This is a genomic window from Brevundimonas bullata (genome assembly GCF_014207965.1).
GTDB classification, from domain to species: domain Bacteria; phylum Pseudomonadota; class Alphaproteobacteria; order Caulobacterales; family Caulobacteraceae; genus Brevundimonas; species Brevundimonas bullata_A.
On the sequence record NZ_JACHLM010000001.1, the window covers coordinates 717,487 to 737,415 of the forward strand.

Annotated in this window: 21 protein-coding genes; 13 read left to right on the forward strand and 8 right to left on the reverse strand. The window is 67.4% G+C overall.

What is annotated here, in order from left to right; translation table 11 throughout:
- Window positions 1–97 precede the first annotated feature (97 nt).
- A complete protein-coding gene (locus tag HNP51_RS03475) occupies window positions 98–1,258 on the reverse strand; it encodes an AI-2E family transporter (RefSeq protein ID WP_184267085.1) in 1,161 nt (386 codons plus the stop codon).
- Between the two features lie 116 nt (window positions 1,259–1,374).
- Between HNP51_RS03475 and HNP51_RS03480 the strand changes: the two genes are divergently transcribed.
- Both HNP51_RS03480 and HNP51_RS03485 read left to right on the forward strand, forming a co-directional pair.
- The gene (locus tag HNP51_RS03480; RefSeq protein ID WP_184267087.1) at window positions 1,375–2,892 is read left to right on the forward strand and encodes a helicase HerA-like domain-containing protein; all 1,518 of its coding nucleotides are present in this window, start codon (window positions 1,375–1,377) and stop codon (window positions 2,890–2,892) included.
- Between the two features lie 96 nt (window positions 2,893–2,988).
- Window positions 2,989–3,357: a hypothetical protein gene (locus HNP51_RS03485; RefSeq protein WP_184267090.1), complete on the forward strand. Its 369-nt coding sequence runs from the start codon at window positions 2,989–2,991 to the stop codon at window positions 3,355–3,357.
- A 39-nt stretch (window positions 3,358–3,396) separates the two neighbouring features.
- On the opposite strand, the gene HNP51_RS03490 is transcribed toward HNP51_RS03485, so the two are convergent.
- A complete protein-coding gene (locus HNP51_RS03490; RefSeq protein WP_184267092.1) occupies window positions 3,397–4,512 on the reverse strand; it encodes an MltA domain-containing protein in 1,116 nt (371 codons plus the stop codon).
- On the reverse strand, window positions 4,512–5,126 hold the full coding sequence (gene timA, locus HNP51_RS03495) for a TIM44-related membrane protein TimA (protein ID WP_311769900.1): 615 nt from the start codon (window positions 5,124–5,126) through the stop codon (window positions 4,512–4,514). Before timA ends, HNP51_RS03490 begins: the two co-directional genes overlap by 1 nt.
- A 223-nt stretch (window positions 5,127–5,349) precedes the next feature.
- Here timA and secB point away from each other — a divergent pair, with 223 nt between their 5' ends.
- Entirely contained in the window at window positions 5,350–5,874 is a 525-nt protein-coding gene (gene secB, locus HNP51_RS03500; RefSeq protein WP_184267095.1) for a protein-export chaperone SecB, read from the forward strand.
- Window positions 5,875–5,979: 105 nt separating this feature from the next.
- Window positions 5,980–6,150, forward strand: a complete 171-nt coding sequence (locus tag HNP51_RS18455) for a putative quinol monooxygenase (protein ID WP_260398293.1) — start codon at window positions 5,980–5,982, stop codon at window positions 6,148–6,150.
- A 116-nt stretch (window positions 6,151–6,266) separates the two neighbouring features.
- On the opposite strand, the gene dnaQ is transcribed toward HNP51_RS18455, so the two are convergent.
- Genes dnaQ through HNP51_RS03530 form a run of 5 tightly spaced genes read right to left on the reverse strand, consistent with a single transcriptional unit; the run spans window position 6,267 to window position 9,953 of the window.
- The gene (dnaQ, locus tag HNP51_RS03510) at window positions 6,267–7,001 is read right to left on the reverse strand and encodes a DNA polymerase III subunit epsilon (RefSeq protein ID WP_184267097.1); all 735 of its coding nucleotides are present in this window, start codon (window positions 6,999–7,001) and stop codon (window positions 6,267–6,269) included.
- Window positions 7,002–7,043: 42 nt separating this feature from the next.
- Window positions 7,044–7,658: a dephospho-CoA kinase gene (coaE, locus tag HNP51_RS03515; protein WP_184267099.1), complete on the reverse strand. Its 615-nt coding sequence runs from the start codon at window positions 7,656–7,658 to the stop codon at window positions 7,044–7,046.
- Entirely contained in the window at window positions 7,655–8,452 is a 798-nt protein-coding gene (locus HNP51_RS03520) for a shikimate dehydrogenase (protein WP_184267564.1), read from the reverse strand. The genes coaE and HNP51_RS03520 overlap by 4 nt, the downstream gene beginning before the upstream one ends.
- A gap of 44 nt (window positions 8,453–8,496) precedes the next feature.
- On the reverse strand, window positions 8,497–9,096 hold the full coding sequence (locus tag HNP51_RS03525) for a nucleoside triphosphate pyrophosphatase (RefSeq protein WP_184267566.1): 600 nt from the start codon (window positions 9,094–9,096) through the stop codon (window positions 8,497–8,499).
- Entirely contained in the window at window positions 9,090–9,953 is an 864-nt protein-coding gene (locus tag HNP51_RS03530; protein ID WP_184267101.1) for a pyruvate, water dikinase regulatory protein, read from the reverse strand. Before HNP51_RS03530 ends, HNP51_RS03525 begins: the two co-directional genes overlap by 7 nt.
- A gap of 510 nt (window positions 9,954–10,463) precedes the next feature.
- Here HNP51_RS03530 and hemE point away from each other — a divergent pair.
- From hemE to HNP51_RS03575, 9 genes are all read left to right on the forward strand, one after another.
- Window positions 10,464–11,498, forward strand: coding sequence for a uroporphyrinogen decarboxylase (hemE, locus tag HNP51_RS03535; protein WP_184267103.1), 1,035 nt, complete (start codon window positions 10,464–10,466; stop codon window positions 11,496–11,498).
- Window positions 11,495–12,559 (forward strand): ferrochelatase, encoded by a 1,065-nt coding sequence (gene hemH / locus HNP51_RS03540; protein WP_184267105.1) that lies wholly within the window; start codon window positions 11,495–11,497, stop codon window positions 12,557–12,559. The genes hemE and hemH overlap by 4 nt, the downstream gene beginning before the upstream one ends.
- Window positions 12,560–12,577: 18 nt before the next feature.
- A complete protein-coding gene (locus tag HNP51_RS03545) occupies window positions 12,578–13,045 on the forward strand; it encodes a CopD family protein (protein ID WP_184267107.1) in 468 nt (155 codons plus the stop codon).
- Window positions 13,046–13,356: 311 nt separating this feature from the next.
- Window positions 13,357–14,841 (forward strand): transcription termination factor Rho, encoded by a 1,485-nt coding sequence (gene rho, locus HNP51_RS03550; protein WP_184267109.1) that lies wholly within the window; start codon window positions 13,357–13,359, stop codon window positions 14,839–14,841.
- Between the two features lie 87 nt (window positions 14,842–14,928).
- A complete protein-coding gene (locus HNP51_RS03555; RefSeq protein WP_184267111.1) occupies window positions 14,929–15,168 on the forward strand; it encodes a DUF6489 family protein in 240 nt (79 codons plus the stop codon).
- Between the two features lie 4 nt (window positions 15,169–15,172).
- Window positions 15,173–16,495 carry a tRNA uridine-5-carboxymethylaminomethyl(34) synthesis GTPase MnmE gene (gene mnmE / locus HNP51_RS03560; RefSeq protein WP_184267113.1) on the forward strand — a complete coding sequence of 441 codons (1,323 nt, stop codon included), beginning with the start codon at window positions 15,173–15,175 and terminating at the stop codon, window positions 16,493–16,495.
- Between the two features lie 81 nt (window positions 16,496–16,576).
- Window positions 16,577–18,472, forward strand: coding sequence for a tRNA uridine-5-carboxymethylaminomethyl(34) synthesis enzyme MnmG (gene mnmG, locus HNP51_RS03565; RefSeq protein WP_184267115.1), 1,896 nt, complete (start codon window positions 16,577–16,579; stop codon window positions 18,470–18,472).
- Window positions 18,469–19,092, forward strand: coding sequence for a 16S rRNA (guanine(527)-N(7))-methyltransferase RsmG (gene rsmG / locus HNP51_RS03570; RefSeq protein WP_184267117.1), 624 nt, complete (start codon window positions 18,469–18,471; stop codon window positions 19,090–19,092). Before mnmG ends, rsmG begins: the two co-directional genes overlap by 4 nt.
- Window positions 19,082–19,903 carry a ParA family protein gene (locus tag HNP51_RS03575; protein ID WP_184267119.1) on the forward strand — a complete coding sequence of 274 codons (822 nt, stop codon included), beginning with the start codon at window positions 19,082–19,084 and terminating at the stop codon, window positions 19,901–19,903. Before rsmG ends, HNP51_RS03575 begins: the two co-directional genes overlap by 11 nt.
- Window positions 19,904–19,929 lie beyond the last annotated feature (26 nt).

Consider the following 19,929-nt stretch of genomic DNA (forward strand, 5'->3'; position numbering starts at 1 on the left):
GCGCCGGTCCTCTGGACTTCGCGGCCGGAGGGGGGGAGGGAGGCCGCGTCGTCTGATTGAACAGATAGTCGGCAGATATGGCGGATCAAGGGCAGGATCAGCCTTCATTCCGTTCTTTTTCATGCGGCGCCTTGCCGCGCCCCCACAGACGCTTGAACCAACCATCCCCGCGATCCTTCTTCGCCTCCGCCGTGCGCGGGGCATAGGGCTCGCCGTCGCCGGAGAGCAGGACCGCCATCCAGCGCGAGCCCTTGAACTCGGCCAGGATGGCCATGGCCATGACCGCCAGCGGCGTGGACAGGAACATCCCCGGCACGCCCCACATCTTGCCCCACAGAGCCAGGGCCAGCAGGACCACCACGGGATCGATGTTCTGATTGTCGCCCTGCATGCGCGGCTGAACCAGATTGCCGACCACAAACAGCAGGGTCTGCAAACCGATCAGGAGGATCAGGGCGGGCCAGTAGCTCTCGAACTGGACCAGGGCGAACAGGGGCGGGGCGAGGCCGGCGATGGCCCCGCCCAGCACCGGAATGAAGCCGACGATGAAGATGACAAAGGTCCAGAACTCGGCGTTCTGAAGTCCCACCGCCCGCATCATGGCCCAGGCCACGGCGCAGATCATGACGCCGGTGACGGCCTGGACCCACAGATAGCCCTCGACCCCGCCGCGCACGCGGTTGAACACCTCCAGCGCCTCGTTGCGCGCGCCCCGGTCGGGGAACATGGCGACGATCTTCTTCCGAAAGCCCGCCTGCGAAGCCAGCAGGAAGCCCAGATAGACCATGACGAAGAAGGCGCCCGAGGCGACCCCTTGCGCCTGCATCGCCGCCTGGGTCAGCCAACCGCGCACGTCGATGCCGGCGATCAGATCCTGAAGGGTCGGGGGGTCCTTGACCCCGACGAGGCCGCTGACGTCAGCGATGATATGGTCCAGGCGGGGGCCGATGCCGGCTGAGGCGCCCGAGGCGTCGGTGAAGAAGCCCGCCGCCCCGTCGACGATGATCCAGATCGACAGCAGGAAGCCGATCACCACGACGATCAGGGCCGCCGCCCCGGCGAAGCGCGACGGCACCGGGGTGCGATGCTCGATGGCGCGCTTCATCCCGTCGATCATGATCATCAGGAAGATGGCCATGGCCAGGGGGGTCAGGATGTCCCGCAGCCAATAGAGCGCCGCCCCGCCCGCCACGACGGCGATCAGGACCAGGGCGTTGCGCGCGACCGAGGAGGTCGGAACCGTGAGAGGCAGTTTCATGAGCGGGACTGTCGGGGGCGTCGGGGACAGCGTCAATCGCTGTAAAGCCTCGCGGTTCCGCCTTGCAGCCCCCGCCGTGTCAGATAACCATGCGCCGGAAGCCGGAGACCGCCCGAATGACCGACAATCCCGCCGCCCTCTTCCTCGGCCAGTCCTTCGAGGGCGCCGCTGAAACCCTGCTGTTCAAGCGCGCCAACCGCCACGGCGTGGTGGCGGGCGCCACCGGCACCGGGAAGACAGTGACCCTGCAGATCATGGCCCAGGGCTTTTCCGAGGCCGGCGTCCCGGTCTTCTGCGCCGACGTGAAGGGCGACCTGTCGGGCATCAGCCAGCCGGGCGATACGGTCCGGTTCGCCGAGCGCGCCGGCCAGATGGGGCTGACCCTGACCGGCAAGGCGGCGCCCGTGGTCTTCTGGGACCTGTACGGCCAGAAGGGCCACCCGATCCGCGCCACCGTGTCCGACGTCGGCCCGACCCTGCTGGCCCGGATGCTGGAGCTGAACGACGTGCAGGAAGGCGTCCTGACCGTCGCCTTCCACGTCGCCGACAAGGAGGGCCTGCTGCTGCTGGACCTCGAGGACCTGCGCGCCTTGCTGGCCTATGTCGGCGAGAACGCCCAGACCATCGGCCGCGAAGTCGGCAATGTCTCGCCCACCTCCATCGCCGCCATCCAGCGCGCTCTACTGCAACTGGAGCAGCAGGGGGGCAAGGCCTTCTTCGGCGAACCGGCCCTGCGGCTGGAGGACATTATGCGCACCTCGCTGGACGGACGGGGTCAGGTCAATGTGCTGGATTCCACCCGGCTGATGAACAGCCCGCGCCTGTATGCGGCCTTCCTGCTGTGGCTGCTGTCGGAACTGTTCGAGCAGCTGCCCGAGATCGGCGACCCGGAGAAGCCGCGCCTGGTCTTCTTCTTCGACGAGGCCCACCTGCTGTTCAACGACGCGCCCAAGGGCCTGCTGGAAAAGGTGGAGCAGGTGGTGCGTCTGATCCGCTCCAAGGGCGTCGGGGTCTATTTCGTCACCCAGAACCCGGCCGACATCCCGGACACCGTCCTGGCCCAGCTGGGCAACCGGGTGCAGCACGCCCTGCGCGCCTATACCCCCGCTGAACAGAAGGGCCTGCGCGCCGCGGCCCAGAGCTTCCGCCCCAATCCCGCCTTCGACACCGCCGAGGCCATTCAGGGGCTGGGGGTGGGCGAGGCCCTGGTCTCGACGCTCGATGAGAAGGGGGCCCCGACCGTGGTGGCCCAGACGAAAATCCGTCCGCCGGACTCGCGCCTCGGCCCCGCTACCGACGCCGAACGCGCCGCCGTCATGGCCGCCAGCCCGGTGCGCGGGACCTATGACACCGCCGTCAACCGCGAGTCCGCCGAAGAGGTGCTGAACGCCCGCCGCGCCCAGGCCGAGCGCATCGAGGCCGAAACCGCCAGCGTCGCCGCCGAGGCCAAGGCCGCCGAAAAGGCCGCCCGTTCCGCCCCCGCCCCTGCGCGCGAACGCACCGCGCCGCGCCCCCGCGCCTCGTCCCGTCAGACCCCGATGGAAGCCCTGACCAAGTCCGTCCTGCGCACCGCCGGCTCGACCATCACCCGCGAACTCCTGCGCGGCGTCCTGGGCAGTCTTAAGCGGCGGTAGGGCGAAGTCAGCTAAGGGTGGGGAGCGGACACACGACGACTGTATATATACCGGCGTTCTATTGAACCTATAGGCAGTTTGTGTGATGTTTTCCTCATGAAAATCACAGCGATCTTACTGCTTGCCATTTATACTGGCTTGGCCGGATGGATGTATACGCGAGCGAACATGCGCTTTGGCCGTCATGCCAAACTGCCCATGCAGTGGGGATTTAACAAACAGCCGAACTGGTATGCGCCTCGTCGTCTCGCGCTAACCTTCACTCCATTACTTAGCGGAATCGGCTTTATTGCAGCCGCACTGTCGATTGCCTGGATGCCGGGGCCGATGGACGTCGATGGCAATCAAGCGGCACTGCTGCTTTTGGGATTGGGAGCCTTCGGTCTAGCCGTATATGCAGGATACCTGTGGCTGGTGGAGCGATGGGATCGTCATGCCCCCGATGTTGCGGATAAAGACGCCTAACCTCCGCTTCGGGTCGAATGCAGCCCTGACCTCCCCGCCTCACCCCTTCGGCGTCAGCCGCCACATCCGCAAGGGATGCCGCACGGCGCCGGCTTCCTGCCCAGCCGCATCCCCCCGGCCGATGTAGAGATCGGCGCGGACGGGGCCGCGGATGGCCGAGCCGGTGTCGAGCGCCATGACCAGGCCGCGATAGCTGGCGCGGGCCCCGATGAGGTTGCCGCCGTCGGCCTCGATCCACACGGCGTCGCCATAGGTCCAGCGCGACGGGTCCACGGCCACCGAGCGGCGCGCGGGCAGGGGGACGCCGGCGGCGCCCGTGGCCTCCTTGCCGTCGTCGGGACTGACGGTGAAGAAGATGTAGCGCGGGTTCAGGGCCATGACCGCGCGCGCCTCGGCCCCGCGATGGGCCGAGAGCCAACCGCGAATGGCGTCGCCCGAGGTGCCGTTGGTCGGCAGCAATCCACGCTCGGCCATGGGGCGCGCGATGCCAACGAACCGAGCCCCATTGTCGGCGGCGTAGGCGGCGCGCAGCCGGGCGCCGTCCGGGAAGGTCAGGGTGCCTGAGCCCTGGATCTGCAGGAAGAAGAGGTCCTCGGCCCGCATCCAGGCTAGGGCGGTCGATTGGGCCGAACCGGCCTCGATGGCGCTGCGGTCGCCCACCTCCGACAGATTGGCCGGACGGCTGAGCACCGGGGCGTCGAACTCGTCGTCGGGGACGCGGCGGGCCGGATACTCGGGTGCGAAATAGGCAGTCAGCAGGCCGGCGCGGCCGTCGTCGGTACGGGCCTCGACGGCGACAAAGTTGGCTTCGAGGAAGGCGCGGGCCTCGCTAGGCGACAGGCGCGCAGACGACAAACCGCGAGCGCGGACGCAGACGGCGTCGGCGCCGCCACGTCGGGCCGGGGCGCAACCGATGGCATAGGCACGAAAGGCGGCCAGATGGTCTTCCTCGGCCCAGCCGGGCAGGGCGCTCAGGCTCATGCCGTCAACCGAGGTCTTGGGCGGCGAGATCGGTCCGGGGCCGGTCGGCGTCGGCGGCGTCACGCGCGGCGTCGAAGCGCAGGCGGCTGCGAACAGCAGCAGCGACAGGGCGCCGAGCTTCATCACGCCCGACCGCCCCCATTGCGGGACGGGCGGCAGGGCGAACGCCGACATCAGGCGCTGGCCGGCTCGACGCGGGCGAGGACCCAGTTGGGATCGGCGGCGCCCAGGGCGCGCTCGAAGGTCCACAGTTCGGCGGTGCGACGCTCTTCCGTCGTCGGCTCCCCCTCGGCGGGAGTGACGGTGCTGCGCATCTCGGCCAGGAAGCGGACCTTGGCGACGGCGCGGTCGTCCTTGACCGTCGCCAGCTCCAGGTCGGCGCGGGGGGTGTGCAGGAACTCGGCCTGCTCACGCTCGCCGCGCGCTTCGCGGGCCGCGATGCCGGCTTCGAATGAGGTCATGACCGAGGGGGTCAGCAGGGGGCGCAGAGCCTCGCGGTCGCCCGAGGCGTAGCCGCGCACGATGGTCTCATAGGCCTGACGCGCGCCTTCGATGAAGCGGGCGGGATCAAAGGCCGGGTCGCGGGCTTTCAGACCGGCGACGGCGGCGGCCGTGGCGGCGTCCAGGCTCGGCGTGGCGGGGGCCGGCGCCTGGCCGCCGATGGCGGCGGCCTGGGGCAGGCGGGCGTCTTCCTGAGGCTGACGCCCGACCTTCTTGCCCAGCACATTATAGAGCATGAACAGCAGCACCGCGGCGACGATGGCGAACATGACGATCTGGAATTGGATGGGCACGGGCTTCACCTGATTGGCGCGCGCCCAAGGGGGGCGACGGGCGCGCATCTGTTATGGTGAGGATTAGGGGGCGATCTCGCCATACGCAAGGCAAGGGGGGCTCAGAACGCGGGTGTCGCCGTTGCGGCCAATAGCCTCGCCGTGGTAGTCGCGAGCCCTTCACCCCGGGCCCGGAGCGGTCCGGCGTCCCTTAGTTTTCAGACTGACGGCTACCTTCATGACCGACGCCACCGCCCCCGCCGACACCGCCAACGGCCAGACCGAGACGATGGAAGGCCAGGGCCAGCCCGCCGGTCCCGGTTTCCGCATCATGGCGCAGTACGTCCGCGACCTGTCCTTCGAGAACCCGCGCGCCCCGGAAAGCCTGCGCATCGAGGGCAAGCCCGCCATCGACATGGGCGTGGAAATGAACGCGGCCGGTCGTCCCGACGGCCTGTTCGAGCTGGACCTGAAGCTTTCGGTCAAGGCCACGGGCGACGACAAGACCCCAGTGTTTCACGTGGAACTCGTCTATGGCGGCCTGTTCGCCCTGACCGGAGTTGCCCCGCAGGACATCGAGCCCATGCTGCTGATCGAATGCCCGCGCTACCTCTTCCCCTTCGCGCGCCAGATCATCGCCCAGGCCACCTCGGACGGCGGCTTCTACCCGCCCTTCATGGTCGACCCGATCGACTTCGCCGCCATCTACGTCGCCCGCCAGCAGCAGATCGCCAGCGGCCCGGCCGAAACCGGCCAGGCGTAATTCAAGTAAGACCGCTACCGCGAAGCGCGCGGCGCCTCGCTGCTTGAGCGGAAGAGTTGAGGGACGTCCTTTGGGGCGTCCCTTTTTCTATGTGGAAAGAAAACCATGATGCTGAAGGTCATCGCCGAGGACTTCATCAAGCCCGGGCATGTCGAAACCGTCATGCCGCTCTATCGCGAGTTGGTGGGCCTGACGCGGCAAGAGCCCCTGTGCGTCGCCTATGATCTGTTTGCGGATCAGCGCCAGCCCGGCCACTTCATCTTCATCGAGGAATAGCCCGATCAGGCGGCGCTGGGCGCCCACTGCGCCAGCGAGCATTTCCGCCGTCTGGCGCCGCAGATCGACGCCCATCAGGACAAGCCCGGGACCTACATCCTGATGAACGCCGTGGTTTAGGCCGCCGCCTCGTCCTTGGCTTCGACCTCGACGGTCACGCCGTAACCCGCCCACAGGCTGTAGTCTTTCAGCGTGGATTTCAGGAAGGCCAGATGCGCCGCCTGTTCGGCCTCGGTCGAGCGCAACGGCAGGGGGTTGGGCCGCGCCCCATGGCTGACCGAGGCCGCCGCCGCCACGGCCTGCGGGCTGCGGGTCGTGGTCAGGTCCAGCGCCCGTTCCTTGCCGCCGCGCAGCTCCAGATAGACCTCGGCCAGCAGGCGGGAGTCGATCAGGGCGCCGTGCAGGGTGCGGTCCACCAGAGAGATCTTGAAGCGCTTGCACAGGGCGTCCAGCGAGTTCGGCATCCCCGGAAACCGCTTCTGCGCCAGCTGCAGGGTGTCAATCCACCGCTCCTGCGGCGGCGGCTTCTGGCCGATGCGGCTGTATTCGAAGTCGATGAAGTTGCGGTCGAAGTTGGCGTTGTGCGCGATCAGAGGCGCATCGCCGACGAACTCCAGGAGGTCGGCGGCGATCTCGTGGAACTTCGGCGCATTCTTGACGTGCTCGTCGGTAATGCCGTGGACCCGGATCGCATCCGGCGGGATCAGCCGCTCGGGATTGACCAGACGGTGAAAGGTCCGTCCCGTCGGCAGCAGGTCATGGATCTCGATGCAGCCGACCTCGATCAGACGGTCGCCCGTCTTGGGATCGAAGCCAGTGGTTTCGGTGTCGAGAACGATTTCGCGGGCCATGCCCCTTAATGAGGCAAGCCGCATCGCAACGGAAGGGCGGCCTCAGCCTCGGCGCGGAGGCGTCCACGCGGGATCAAGAACTGTCCCCACGATTTGGGCCACCTGTTCACGAGCCGCGTCCAGCCCGCGCCCAGTGTCGACCAGGAAGTCGGCGCGACGGCGTTTCTCGGCGTCGGGCGTCTGCCGGGTCAGGATGGCCTCGAAGCGCTCGCGGGTCATGCCGGGGCGGGCCAGGACGCGCGCCGCCTGGATCTCGGGATCGGCGGTGACCACGACCACGGCGTCCACGAAGGCGTCGCCCCCGGTTTCGAACAGCAGGGGAATGTCCAGCACGGCCAGCCGCACCCCCTCAGCCCGCGCCGCCGCCAGATCCTGAGCTCGGTCCTGGGCCACCAGAGGATGGACGATAGCTTCCAGGCGTTTGAAGGCGGTCTCGTCGCGACCGAGCGACTCGGTCAGACGGGTGCGGTCCACGGCGCCGTCGACGACCACGCCAGGGAAGGCCTGACCCAGGGGTTCGACCGCCGCCCCGCCCCGCGCATAGAGGCGATGCACCGCGGCGTCGGCGTCCCAGACCAGGGCGCCTTCGTCGGCGAACATCCGTCCCGTAGTGGACTTGCCCATGCCAATCGAGCCGGTCAGGCCGAGGATGATCACGCGGCTTCTCCCAGATGGGCCAGCAGCAGGGCGCGCAGGTCCATCGGCGGCGGCGGACGGCGGTACAGGGCGGTGAACGAGGGCGCCGCCTGTCCGATCAGCATGGCCAGACCGTCCACCGTGGTCAGACCACGCGCACGGGCAGCGGCGAGGAAGGGGGTGACGACGGGCTTGTAGGTCATGTCCATGACCACGGCGTTCGGTTTCAGCACCGACAGGTCGATGCTCGGCTGAACGCTCAGCGCATTGATGACCAGATCGGCTTCAGCCAGGGCGGTCTCGTCGGCGACGCTGACCGCGGGTCCCAGATCGGCGGCCAGGGCCTCGGCCCGATCACGCGAACGGTTGAGGATGCGGATTTGCGCCCCCGCCTCGATCAGGGCGCCCGCGCCAGCGCGCGCGGCGCCCCCGGCGCCCAGCATGACCACGACGGCGCCTTTCAGATTCAATGCCGGCGCCTGTTCGGCCAGGGCGTAAAGGACGCCGACGCCGTCGGAGCTGTCGGCCAGGACGCGGCCGTTGTCGAAGACGAGGATGTTGGCGGAGCCGGTCGCCTGAGCGGCTTGGCTGGCCTCGTCGGCCAAGGCGAAAGCCTGTTCCTTGAACGGGGCGGTGACGTTCAGGCCCTGAACCAGACCGGCCCGTCCGGCGGTGACCAGAGCATCGAAGCCGGCCGCATCGTTCGGCGCGAACGGCATATAGGCGCCGTCGATGTCGCCGGCTTCGAGCCAGGCGTTATGGATCACGGGGCTGAGCGAATGGGTCACCGGCTGGCCGGCGATGCCCGCCAGCATGGCGGCGCCGGTGATGCGGTTCTTACCGAGGGCAGGGGAGGGGCTCACGAGCCGATCACTCCGGCGCGGCGCAGCTCGGCCAGAATCGGCCACAGCGGCAGGCCCAGAACGGTGAAGTAGTCGCCCTCGACGGCCTCGAACAGCTGAGAGCCCAGGCCCTCCAGCCGGTAGGAGCCGACGCAGGCCAGCAGGGCCGCGCCCTCCGCCGCCAGATAGGCGTCGAGGAAGGCGTCCGAGAAGTCGCGCATCTTCATCTCGACCGTGTCCACGCCGGACCAGACCACCTGGCCGTTGCGGGCGAGGGCGGCGCCCGAATGCAACTGGTGCGAACGCCCGCGCATAGCGATCAGGCGTTCGCGCGCCGCCTCCAGCGTCGGGGCCTTGGAGACCAGGCCGCCGTCGAAGGCCAGGGTCTGGTCGGCGCCCAGGACCCAGGCGTCGGCGTCATGGCGCGACACGGCCAGGGCCTTGGCGCGGGCCAGCTCGACCGCCAGTGCGGCCGGATCGACGCCCGGCGCCTTCAACGCGTCCTCGTCCACGTCGGCGACCTGAACCGTGAACGGCACGCCCGCCTCGGTCAGGATGGCGCGTCGCGCCGCGCTCTTGGAGGCCAGGATCAGCCGTTCGCCGTCGTTTTTCACCAGGCAGTCCCCACACGGCGAGTGCGCCGCTCGCTCAGAAGGTTGATGATGGCCGCGGCGGTCTCCTCGACCGAGCGGCGGGTCACGTCGATGGTCGGCCAGCCGCGCCGTTCAAAGGCGCGCCGCGCCTTGACGGTTTCTTCCCGCACCGCGTCATGATCGACATAGTCAGAGGCATGGTGGGCGTTCAGCCCCTCCAGCCGGTTGCGACGGATCTGCACCAGCCGGTCGGGCGAGACCGTCAGACCGACGACCAGGGGGTTCTTCAACTGGGTCAGCCGCTCGCCGTCTTCCTGGCCTGGCACCAGGGGGACGTTGGCGGCGCGAATGCCGCGGTTGGCCAGATAGATGCAGGTCGGGGTCTTGGAGGTCCGGCTGACACCGCACAGGACCACGTCAGCATGCTCCAGCTGCTCCAGCGTCCCCTGGCCGTCGTCGTGGGCGATGGCGAAGTCCAGGGCGCCGATACGGTTGAAATAGCCGTGGTCCAGAGCGTGCTGGGCCCCCACGCGGGTCGAGATATTGGTCCCCAGATAGCCCGAAAGGGCGCCGACCAGCGGATCCAGCGCCCCGATCTGCGGCGTCTGCAGACGACGACAGCCTTCCTCCAGCTGTTCGCGCAGTTCGCGGTCGACCAGGGTGTGCAGCACCACGCCCGGCGCCCCGGCGACCTCCTCCAGCACCCGCTCCATCTGCCTGGGCGAGCGGACCAGGGCGTAGATGTGTTCGATCGGAATGACGCCGTCGAAACGGGCGATCACGGCCTTGGCCATGGCGTTCAGGGTCTCGCCGGTCGAGTCCGAGACCAGGTGGACATGGAAATAGGTGGCGAGGCGCGACGAGGGGCGGGCGGGGCTCATGGCTCTGATCGTCTCCTCATCCTGTCGCGCCCGGATAGCGTCGGACTCTTTCCCCGAAGCCTGTGCAAAAGCCGGGGCGCCGTTTGACATCGGCTGGGCGCCGACTGGGCGCCGAATCCTCTAGCAAGCTCTCGCCCCGGTCGCGAGCGGGGATCACGGGCGCCGATTGCCGAACGGCGCCTGGAGTCGTTCATACAGGCGCCGAATTTTTATCCTCACCAGGGGATAAGGCGCCTTATCCAAATTTGGCGCCCGGCGCCTTTCCCACAACGGCGCCCAGATCGGACTCCTGTCACACCGGGCCTGAAGCGGGTTATCCCCGTTATGAACACCCCATCCAGCCGGCCCCAGGATTCGTTCTCTCAAAAACGGGGAGAAACCTGTCGATCGACGGGAGTTTCCAATTCTGTCCCCGCTGTCCAGCGCCCTGCTTCCATCCTCCAATTCTTTCAAATTCTTATTCTTGAATAGGGATTGAGGCTTGGGGGTGTGCATCCTAAAGCCGAGAGCATGAGCACTCCTCTTCTGATCCAGGCTCTCCAGGGCCAGACCACGACACGTCCGCCCGTATGGTTCATGCGTCAGGCGGGGCGCTACCTGCCCGAGTACCGTGAACTGCGGGCCAAGGCGCCGGACTTCATCGCCTTCTGCATGAACCCGGAGATGGCGGCCGAGGCGACGCTTCAGCCGATGCGCCGGTTCGGCTTCGATGCCGCCATCGTCTTCGCTGACATCCTGCTGATCCCGGGGGCCCTGGGACAAAAGGTGTGGTTTGAAGCCGGCGAAGGTCCGCGCCTAGGCGCCCTGCCGTCTGTGGAGTCGATGCGGGAGCTGGCATCCGGAGCTGGGGAAGCCCTGAAGTCGGTGGGCCAGACCCTGAGCCTGGTGCGCGCTGAACTGGATCCGTCCAAGGCTCTGATCGGGTTCGCCGGCGCGCCCTGGACTGTAGCCACCTATATGCTGGACGGCGAAGCCCGCACCATCATGAAGGGGGAGCGCGCCGCCGCTCGGACCTACGCCTATGCCGAACCCGAAAAGGTCGCGGCCCTGCTGGAGGTTCTGGTCGAGGCCACCGCCCACTATCTGAAGATGCAGCAGGACGCCGGCGCCCAGGTGCTGAAGATCTTCGAGAGCTGGGCCGAGGGTCTGCCTGACGATCTCTTCGAGACTCTGGTCCTGAAGCCTCACCAGGCGCTTGTGGCGCGTGCGCGGGCCCTGGGGGTCACCGTGCCGATCATCGGCTTCCCAAGAGGCTCTGCGGCGCTTGCGGAGCGTTATGCCGCCGAGTGCGACGTTCAGGCCGTGGCGCTTGACACCGCCTGTCCTCTGGAGGTCGGCAAGCGCGTTCAGGCCCTCAAGCCGATCCAGGGTGCTCTAGATCCGCTGCTGCTGCGCGCGGGCGGTCCGATGCTGGATCGTCGCGTCGATCAGTTGATGGAGGCCTGGGGGCAGGGGCCGTGGATCTTCAACCTGGGCCACGGCATTCTGCCGGACGTGCCGATCGCGCACGTGGAGCAAGTCCTGCGTCGGATCGGCGCCCAATGACCCAGACCGCCGAGACCAAGCGAGCGGGCCGGCGCGTGGCGGTCGTGCTGACCAATCTCGGCGGGCCGGACGGGCCGGACGCGGTCAAGCCCTTCCTGTTCAACCTGTTCAACGACCCGGCCATCATCGGTCTGCCGGGCATTGTGCGCACGCCTCTGGCGCGGTTGATCTCGTCGCGCCGCGAGAAGTCGGCCCAGGCCAACTACGCCCGGATGGGCGGCGGCTCGCCTCTGCTGCCCGAAACGCTGAAACAGGCGGCGGCCCTGTCGGAGGCTCTAGCCGACGCGGCGCCGGGCGACGAGACCGAGGTCTTCATCGCCATGCGCTATTGGCACCCCTTCACCGAGGACACGGCCAAGGCGGTGGCGGAGTTCCAGCCGGATCACGTGGTGCTGCTGCCGCTCTATCCGCAGTTCTCGACCACCACGACCGCCTCGTCGCTGAAGGCCTGGCGCGAGGCCTACAAGGGGCCGGGCGAGGTCCACGCCGTCTGCTGCTATCCCGACGCCGAAGGTCTGATCGAAGCCCAGGCCCGACTGATCCGCGAGACCATGGATCGTGCCGAGGGCCAGCCGGTGCGCGTGCTGTTTTCGGCCCATGGCATTCCGGAAAAACTGGTCGCCGCCGGCGATCCCTATCAGGCCCAGGTCGAGGCCACCGTGGCCGCCGTCGTCGCCCGCATGGGGCTGACCGACTGGGCGATCTGCTATCAGAGCCGGGTCGGGCCGCTGAAATGGCTAGGGCCGTCGACGCCCGAGGCGGTCGAGCAGGCGGGCCGGGACGGGGTGGGCGCCGTGGTCGTGCCCATCGCCTTCGTGTCCGAGCACATCGAGACCCTGGTCGAACTGGACCACGAGTATGGCGAACTGGCCGAACAGGTCGGTTGCGCCCCCTATCTGCGCGCGCCAGCCTTGGGCGTAGAGCCGGCCTTCATCGCCGCTCTGGCCCAGGCCGTCGAGGCCGCGCTGGAAACGCCGGGCGTGGCGCCGCAGGGGGCGTCCAAGGGGGGACCATGCGCCCGCTTGAAAGCCTGTCCTGCAGGGTGTTCAAAGGCGGCCTGACCGGCCGAGGGGAGCCTCATGGACTATTACAACCTGGCCCGCGGGCTCCACATCCTGGCGGTGATCGCCTGGATGGCCGGCATGCTCTTTTTGCCGCGCCTGTTCGCCTATGACGCCGAGCAAAACGCCAAGCCCGAGCCCTTGCGCGGCGAAATGCAGGCCCTGCTGCGCCTGTGGCAGACTCGCCTGCTGCGGATCATCATCAATCCGGCCATGATCCTGGCCTTCGTCTTCGGCGGATGGCTGCTGTGGCTGCGCAGCGGCGACGGCGCCGACTGGAGCTTCGCGCATCAACCGTGGATGGTCACCAAGCTGGTCGGGGTCTTCCTGCTGGCGGGCTGGCACGGCTTCCTGGCCGGTCAACGGAAGAAGATCGCCGCCGGGACGTCGAAATACTCGGGCCGCTTCTGGCGCATGACCAATGAGATCCCCTTTATCCTGGCCATCGTCATGGTGCTGTCCGTCACGCTGGAGTGGGCATTTTAGGGGGCTATCGCTCGCGACGCGGTCGCTTGCTGTCTGAGCGCGCGAAGCGCCAGGCCGCGTCGGGTCGAAGAGGCGGAGCCTTTTGATCGCGGTCAAAAAGAATGGCCTTGCTTGACGGCGCCCGGTCATTCGTGGTTCCGCTGGCGATGAACCGTTCGGCCTAGGCTGCAGGACGGTCCCTCTCTTCTCGCGACGCCTGCCGGATTGATCCTGCGGGAGCCCGTCGCCCTCCCTCTGGCCGCAAGGCCGCGACATCGACAGACGAACCGCCTCGACGCAGGAATGCGTCCGAGCGCGCGAGCGAGCACGCCATGACCGACACGCCTGAAAACAACGACCAGTCCACCGAAGCCGTTGAAGTTGTTGCCGAACGTCCGCGCAAAACGCTGACGCTGGGCGGCGCCAAGGCGCCGGTCGAGGCGCCTGCGGAGCCCGAAGTCGAGGCCGAGGAAACTCAGATCGTCAACGACGACACCGGCGTCGACACCACGGCCGACGATGAGGACGACGACGGCGAACCGATGGTGCCCAACGGTCGCATCACCCTGCAGGAACTGAACGAGAAGACGCCGGAAGACCTGGTCGCCTTCGCTGAAAGCCTGGAGATCGAGAACGCCGGCAACCTGCGCAAACAGGACCTGCTGTTCGCCATCCTGAAGACCCTGGCCGACGAAGAAGTCGAGATCATCGCCTCGGGCGTGCTGGAGATCCTGCCCGACGGCTTCGGCTTCCTGCGCAGCCCCGACGCCAACTACCTGCCGGGTCCGGACGACGTCTATGTCTCGCCGTCGCAGATTCGCCGCTTCGGCCTGCGCTCGGGCGACACGGTGCATGGCGCCGTGCGCGGTCCGCGGGAAGGCGAACGCTACTTCGCCCTGCTCAAGGTGGATACGATCAACTTCGAAGATCCGGAGATGGTCAAGACCAAGGTCCTGTTCGACAACCTGACGCCGCTCTATCCCGAAGAGCGCCTGCACATGGAAATCCAGGACCCGACGCTGAAGGACCGCTCGGGCCGGATCATCGACATCGTCGCCCCGCTCGGCAAGGGCCAGCGCTGCCTGATCGTCGCCCCGCCGCGCGTGGGTAAGACGGTGATGTTGCAGAACATCGCCAAGTCGATCGAGCGCAACCACCCGGAAGTCTTCCTGATCGTCCTGCTGATCGACGAACGGCCCGAAGAAGTCACCGACATGCAGCGCACGGTGAAGGGCGAGGTCGTGGCCTCGACCTTCGACGAACCGGCCACCCGCCACGTCGCCGTCGCCGAAATGGTCATCGAAAAGGCCAAGCGTCTGGTCGAGCACAAGAAGGATGTGGTGATCCTGCTGGACTCCATCACCCGCCTGGGCCGCGCCTATAACGCCACCGTCCCGTCGTCGGGCAAGGTGCTGACCGGCGGCGTCGACGCCAACGCCTTGCAACGGCCCAAGCGCTTCTTCGGCGCCGCGCGCAACGTGGAGCAGGGCGGTTCGCTGACCATCATCGCCACGGCCCTGATCGACACCGGCAGCCGCATGGACGAGGTCATCTTCGAAGAGTTCAAGGGCACGGGTAACTCGGAAATCGTTCTGGACCGCAAGGTCGCCGACAAGCGCATCTTCCCGGCCATCGACGTGCTCAAGTCCGGCACCCGCAAGGAAGACCTCATCACGCCGAAGGATCAGCTGGCCAAGACCTATGTCCTGCGCCGCATCCTCAACCCGATGGGGCCGCAGGACGCGATCGAGTTCCTGCTCGACAAGATGCGCCAGTCCAAGAACAACGGCGACTTCTTCCAGTCCATGAACACATAATCCCGGCCCTAGCGCCGCCCGCGCGGCGGGCGGCTGCTTGAGGGGATGTTTCACGTGAAACGAAGTCCGGCCTGAAAGGCAGACGACATGAAGCTGAACATTGAAATCGACTGCACCCCGGCCGAGGCCCGCGCCTTCCTGGGCCTGCCCGACGTGACCGTGCTCAACGACCATCTGGTCGCCGAGATGCAGAAGCGGATGGACGCCAACATGGCGTCCCTGCAGCCCGATGAATTGATGAAGACCTGGACGTCTTTCGGCGCCCAGGCCCAGGATCAGTTCCGTCGCCTGATGGAAGCCGCCGTCACGGGCGCCCCCAAGGGCTGACGATTTGACCACCAACGCCGACACCATCTTCGCCCTGGCCACCCCGCCGGGACGAGGCGCCATAGCCATCATCCGCCTGTCCGGGCCGGGCGTGGACGCGACCCTGACCGCTTTGGGGGCCGGGGGCCTGACCGCGCGTCTGGCGAGCTTGCGCACCCTGCGCCATGACGGTGAGACGGTCGATCAAGCCCTGGTCCTGCGCTTCCCCGGCCCCAACTCCTATACCGGCGAGGACTCCGCCGAGTTGCATCTGCATGGCGGCCAGGCCGTGCTCGAGGCCGCCAGCCGCGCGCTGATCGCGCTCGATGTGCGCCCCGCTGAACCGGGCGAGTTCACCCGTCGCGCCTTCCAGAACGGCCGCATGGACCTGGCGCAGGCCGAGGCCGTCGCTGACCTGATCGACGCCGAGACGACCGCCCAGAAAGCTCAGGCCCTGGGTCAGCTGGACGGCGCCCTCAGCGCCGCCTATGCGGGTTTCCGTCGCGACCTGTTGAAGGCCCTGTCTCTGGTCGAGGCCGAGATCGATTTCCCCGACGAGGAAGTCCCCGACAATCTGGCCCGCACCGCCGGTCCGGTTCTGGACCAGCTGGCCGCCGATCTGCGCGCGGCTCTGGCCGATTCCGACCGGGGGCGGCGGGTGCGCGAGGGCTACCGCATCGTCCTGATCGGCGAGACCAACGCCGGGAAGTCGTCGCTGTTCAACGCCCTGACGGCGCGTGAGGCGGCGATCGTGACGCCCATCGCCGGCACCACCCGCGACGTTCTCGACGCCGAACTGATGATCGGCGGCTATGCCGTCACCCTGTCCGACACCGCCGGTCTGCGCGACAGCGAGGACGTGGTCGAGGCCGAGGGCATCCGCCGTGCGCGGCTTCGAGCGCAAGACGCGGACCTGCGCCTCTGGGTCCGCGCGCCAGATCAAGGGCAGGGGGATGACCCCGCCGCGGCCTTCGCCCAGACTGAGGATCTGCAGATCCTGAACAAGGCCGATCTCGGCGCCGCTACGCCGGTTGACGGGCTTGAGGCCCTGTCCGTCAGCACGACGAGCGGGGAGGGCTTGTCCGATCTCCATGGCTGGATCGCCACCCGTCTGGCGCGCGACCTGTCGGGCGCCGATTTCCCGGCGGTGACGCGCGAGCGCCATCGTCGTCGCCTGGTCGAAGCCCTTGCCGCGGTGGAGGCAGGGCGTCGCGCTCTGGACTTGGCGCCAGAGATGGCGGGCGACGACCTGCGCCGGGCGGCTGACGCCCTGGCGCGTGTCACCGGCGCCATCGGCGTCGAGGACATTCTCGGCGAGGTCTTTTCGACCTTCTGCATCGGCAAGTAGCCACAGAACTTCGGTGTTTCACGTGAAACAACGGCGTCGTGGCTGTGGCGATGTCGGGCCGGATAGACTATGTGCTCGGCCATGACTTCCTCCCCCTCCACGACCTTCGACGTCATCGTCATCGGCGGCGGTCACGCCGGCTGCGAAGCGGCGGCCGCCTCGGCGCGCGCCGGCGCCCGCACCCTGCTGCTGACCCAGAAGCTGGAAACCGTGGGCGAGATGAGCTGCAACCCGGCTATCGGCGGCCTGGGCAAAGGCCATCTGGTGCGGGAGATCGACGCCCTGGACGGCGTGATGGGGCGCCTGGCCGACGTCTCGGGCATCCAGTTCCGCCTGCTGAACCGCTCCAAGGGCGCCGCCGTGCGCGGACCGCGCAGCCAGATCGACCGTCGCCTGTACCGTGAGGCCATGCAGGCCGAACTGGCCCAGACGCCGAACCTGACCCTGATGGCCGGGACCGCCGAGGCCCTGATCCTGAACGGCGACCGCGTGGTCGGCGTCACGACGGGCGAGGGGACTGAACTGCGCGCCGGAGCCGTGGTCCTGACGACCGGCACCTTCCTTAACGGGGTCATCCATCGCGGCGAGGAGCGTATCGCTGCCGGCCGCTTTGGCGAGGCGCCGTCTGTCGGCCTGGCCGCCGACCTCTATGGCGCCGGCCTGATGATGGGCCGTCTAAAGACCGGCACGCCCGCGCGCCTGGACGGCCGCACCATCGCCTGGGATCGGCTGGAGATGCAGGCGGCCGATGACCAGCCTGTGCCGTTCAGCTTCCTGACCGACAAGATTGAAGTGCCGCAGATCGCATGCGGCATCACGCATACGACCGAAGAAACCCACCGCATCATCGCCGAGAACCTGGGCGAGAGCGCCGTCTATGGCGGCAAGCTGTCGGGTCGCGGCCCGCGTTACTGCCCCTCGATCGAGGACAAGGTGGTCCGCTTCGCTGACAAGACCAGCCATCAGGTCTTCCTGGAACCCGAAGGTCTCGACGACCCGACTGTTTATCCCAACGGCATTTCGACCTCGGTGTCCGACGCCACGCAGATGGCCTTCCTGCGAACCATGCCGGGCCTTGAGGCCGTCGAGGTCTTCCGTTTCGGCTACGCGATCGAATACGACTATGTTGATCCGCGTGAACTGACCCCGGCGCTGGAGGTCAAGAAGCGCCCTGGCCTCTATCTGGCAGGGCAGATCAACGGCACGACGGGCTATGAGGAAGCGGGGGCCCAGGGCCTGATCGCCGGGCTCAACGCCGCCCGGACCGCGGCTGGCTCCGACCCGATCATTCTCGGCCGCGACCAGGCCTATATCGGCGTCATGATAGACGATCTGGTGACACGCGGCGTCACCGAGCCCTATCGCATGTTCACGAGCCGGGCCGAGTACCGCCTGACCCTGCGCGCCGACAATGCCGACGTGCGCCTGACGGCCATCGGCATCGAGGCGGGCATCGTCGGCAGTGACCGCGCCAAGGTATGGCTCGAGAAGGCCGGCCAGCTGGAGCGGGCGAACCGCGTTTCACGTGAAACGCAGTTCACGCCCAAGGAGGCTGGGGTCCTAGGCATCACGGTCAATGCTGACGGTCAGCGCCGTTCGATCCGCGACCTGCTGTCCTTCCCGGACGTGACGCTGGACCACTTCGTTTCCATCCATCCGGAAGTCGCCGACTGGTCGCCCGCCGTGCGCGAGCAGGTCGAGATCGACGCCGTCTATGCCGGTTATCTGGATCGTCAGGCGTCCGAGGCCGAGGCCCTGCGTCGGGAGGAGGGCCTGTCCCTGCCCGAAGGTCTCGACTACGCCCTCATTGGCGGGCTGTCGAACGAGGTCCGTGAGAAGCTGACCATGGTCCAGCCCCGCACCCTCGGGCAGGCGGGCCGGATCGAAGGTATGACCCCGGGGGCGCTCACCGCGCTGCTGGCCCATGTGAAGAAGGCGACGTCGCTCGCCGCAGAAGTCGAGACCATCGTCGCGTGACCCTGGACCCCATCGCCGTCTTCCGCACCCACACCGGGGCCAGCGACACCCAGATCAAGGATCTGACGACCTTCCTCAGCATGTTGACCGAGGCCAATGAGGTGATGAACCTCGTTGGCCCCGACTCCATTCCCGATTTCTGGAACCGTCATGCCTGGGACAGCGCCCAACTGTTGGCCTTGGCGCCCGAGGCCCTGACCTGGGCCGATCTGGGCGCCGGCGCCGGCTTCCCCGGCGTGGTTTTGGCCATCTTGCTGAAGGACCGTCCTGACGCCCATGTCTGGCTGATCGACAGCCTGGGCAAACGCTGTCGGTTCCTCGATCAGGTGGTCGAAGCCCTGGATCTGCCGGCCACGGTCGTCAACGGTCGGGCCGAGGAGCAGGACGTCGAAGTCGACATCGTCACCGCCCGCGCCGTGGCGCCGATGGAGAAACTGCTGGCTTATGCACAACCTTACTTCCAGCACGGTGCACAAGGCCTGTTCCTGAAGGGCGAGAAGGCCGAAGCTGAGTTGAAAGAGGCGGCCAAGGTCTGGCATTTTAACAGCGACCTCTCCGTCTCGCGCAGCGACCCGCGCGGCCGTATCGTCCACATCCGGAGTCTTCGCCGTGTCCGCTGATCGCGAAAAACAGACTCGAGTTCTGGCTGTGTCCAACCAGAAGGGCGGAGTGGGCAAGACCACGACCGCCATCAACCTCGGCACGGCGCTGGCCGCCATTGGCGAGAAGGTGCTGATCGTCGACATGGACCCGCAGGGCAATGCCTCGACGGGTCTGGGTGTTCCACGTGAAACACGCCGAGCAACGATCTATGACGTCATCGTCGATGGCCGCCCGATCGACCAGTCGGCGGTCGAAACCGCTGTCCCGGGCCTCTTTATCGTGCCGGCCGACGCCGACATGTCGGGCGTCGAGATCGAACTGAGCCAGGCGGATCGCCGCTCCTATCGTCTGCGTGACGCCCTGGCGGCGCAGGGCGGCAATGGTCATACGCGGTATGACTATGTCCTGATCGACTGCCCGCCGTCGCTGAACCTGCTGACGCTGAACGCCATGGCGGCCGCCGACGCGGTCCTGGTGCCCTTGCAGTGCGAGTTCTTTGCGCTGGAGGGCCTGACCCAACTGATGCGGACCATCGACATGGTCAAGCAGAGCCTCAATCCAGCGCTGGAGATTCAGGGCCTGGTCCTGACCATGTACGACCGCCGAAACGCCCTGTCGGGGCAGGTGGCGGCCGATGTGCGCAGTCACTTCGGCGACAAGGTCTATGACAGCGTCATTCCCCGCAATGTGCGGGTTTCGGAGGCGCCGTCCTTCGGCAAGCCGGTGTTGATCTATGATCTGAAATGCACCGGCAGCCAGGCCTATCTGAAGCTGGCGCGCGAGCTTGTGGCGCGTGAACGCCAGCGCCGTCAGGCGCTCGCCGCCTGATCGGCGGCTTTCCCGATTAAGTAGAA

What these genes read in the sequence shown, in the direction of transcription:
- HNP51_RS03475 (WP_184267085.1), bottom strand. Translation starts at nt 1,258, where the DNA reads ATGAAACTGCCTCTCACGGTTCCGACCTCCTCGGTCGCGCGCAACGCC.
- HNP51_RS03480 (WP_184267087.1), top strand. Translation starts at nt 1,375, where the DNA reads ATGACCGACAATCCCGCCGCCCTCTTCCTCGGCCAGTCCTTCGAGGGC.
- HNP51_RS03485 (WP_184267090.1), top strand. Translation starts at nt 2,989, where the DNA reads ATGAAAATCACAGCGATCTTACTGCTTGCCATTTATACTGGCTTGGCC.
- HNP51_RS03490 (WP_184267092.1), bottom strand. Translation starts at nt 4,512, where the DNA reads ATGTCGGCGTTCGCCCTGCCGCCCGTCCCGCAATGGGGGCGGTCGGGC.
- secB (WP_184267095.1), top strand. Translation starts at nt 5,350, where the DNA reads ATGACCGACGCCACCGCCCCCGCCGACACCGCCAACGGCCAGACCGAG.
- HNP51_RS18455 (WP_260398293.1), top strand. Translation starts at nt 5,980, where the DNA reads ATGATGCTGAAGGTCATCGCCGAGGACTTCATCAAGCCCGGGCATGTC.
- dnaQ (WP_184267097.1), bottom strand. Translation starts at nt 7,001, where the DNA reads ATGGCCCGCGAAATCGTTCTCGACACCGAAACCACTGGCTTCGATCCC.
- HNP51_RS03520 (WP_184267564.1), bottom strand. Translation starts at nt 8,452, where the DNA reads ATGCTGGCGGGCATCGCCGGCCAGCCGGTGACCCATTCGCTCAGCCCC.
- HNP51_RS03530 (WP_184267101.1), bottom strand. Translation starts at nt 9,953, where the DNA reads ATGAGCCCCGCCCGCCCCTCGTCGCGCCTCGCCACCTATTTCCATGTC.
- hemE (WP_184267103.1), top strand. Translation starts at nt 10,464, where the DNA reads ATGAGCACTCCTCTTCTGATCCAGGCTCTCCAGGGCCAGACCACGACA.
- hemH (WP_184267105.1), top strand. Translation starts at nt 11,495, where the DNA reads ATGACCCAGACCGCCGAGACCAAGCGAGCGGGCCGGCGCGTGGCGGTC.
- HNP51_RS03545 (WP_184267107.1), top strand. Translation starts at nt 12,578, where the DNA reads ATGGACTATTACAACCTGGCCCGCGGGCTCCACATCCTGGCGGTGATC.
- rho (WP_184267109.1), top strand. Translation starts at nt 13,357, where the DNA reads ATGACCGACACGCCTGAAAACAACGACCAGTCCACCGAAGCCGTTGAA.
- HNP51_RS03555 (WP_184267111.1), top strand. Translation starts at nt 14,929, where the DNA reads ATGAAGCTGAACATTGAAATCGACTGCACCCCGGCCGAGGCCCGCGCC.
- mnmG (WP_184267115.1), top strand. Translation starts at nt 16,577, where the DNA reads ATGACTTCCTCCCCCTCCACGACCTTCGACGTCATCGTCATCGGCGGC.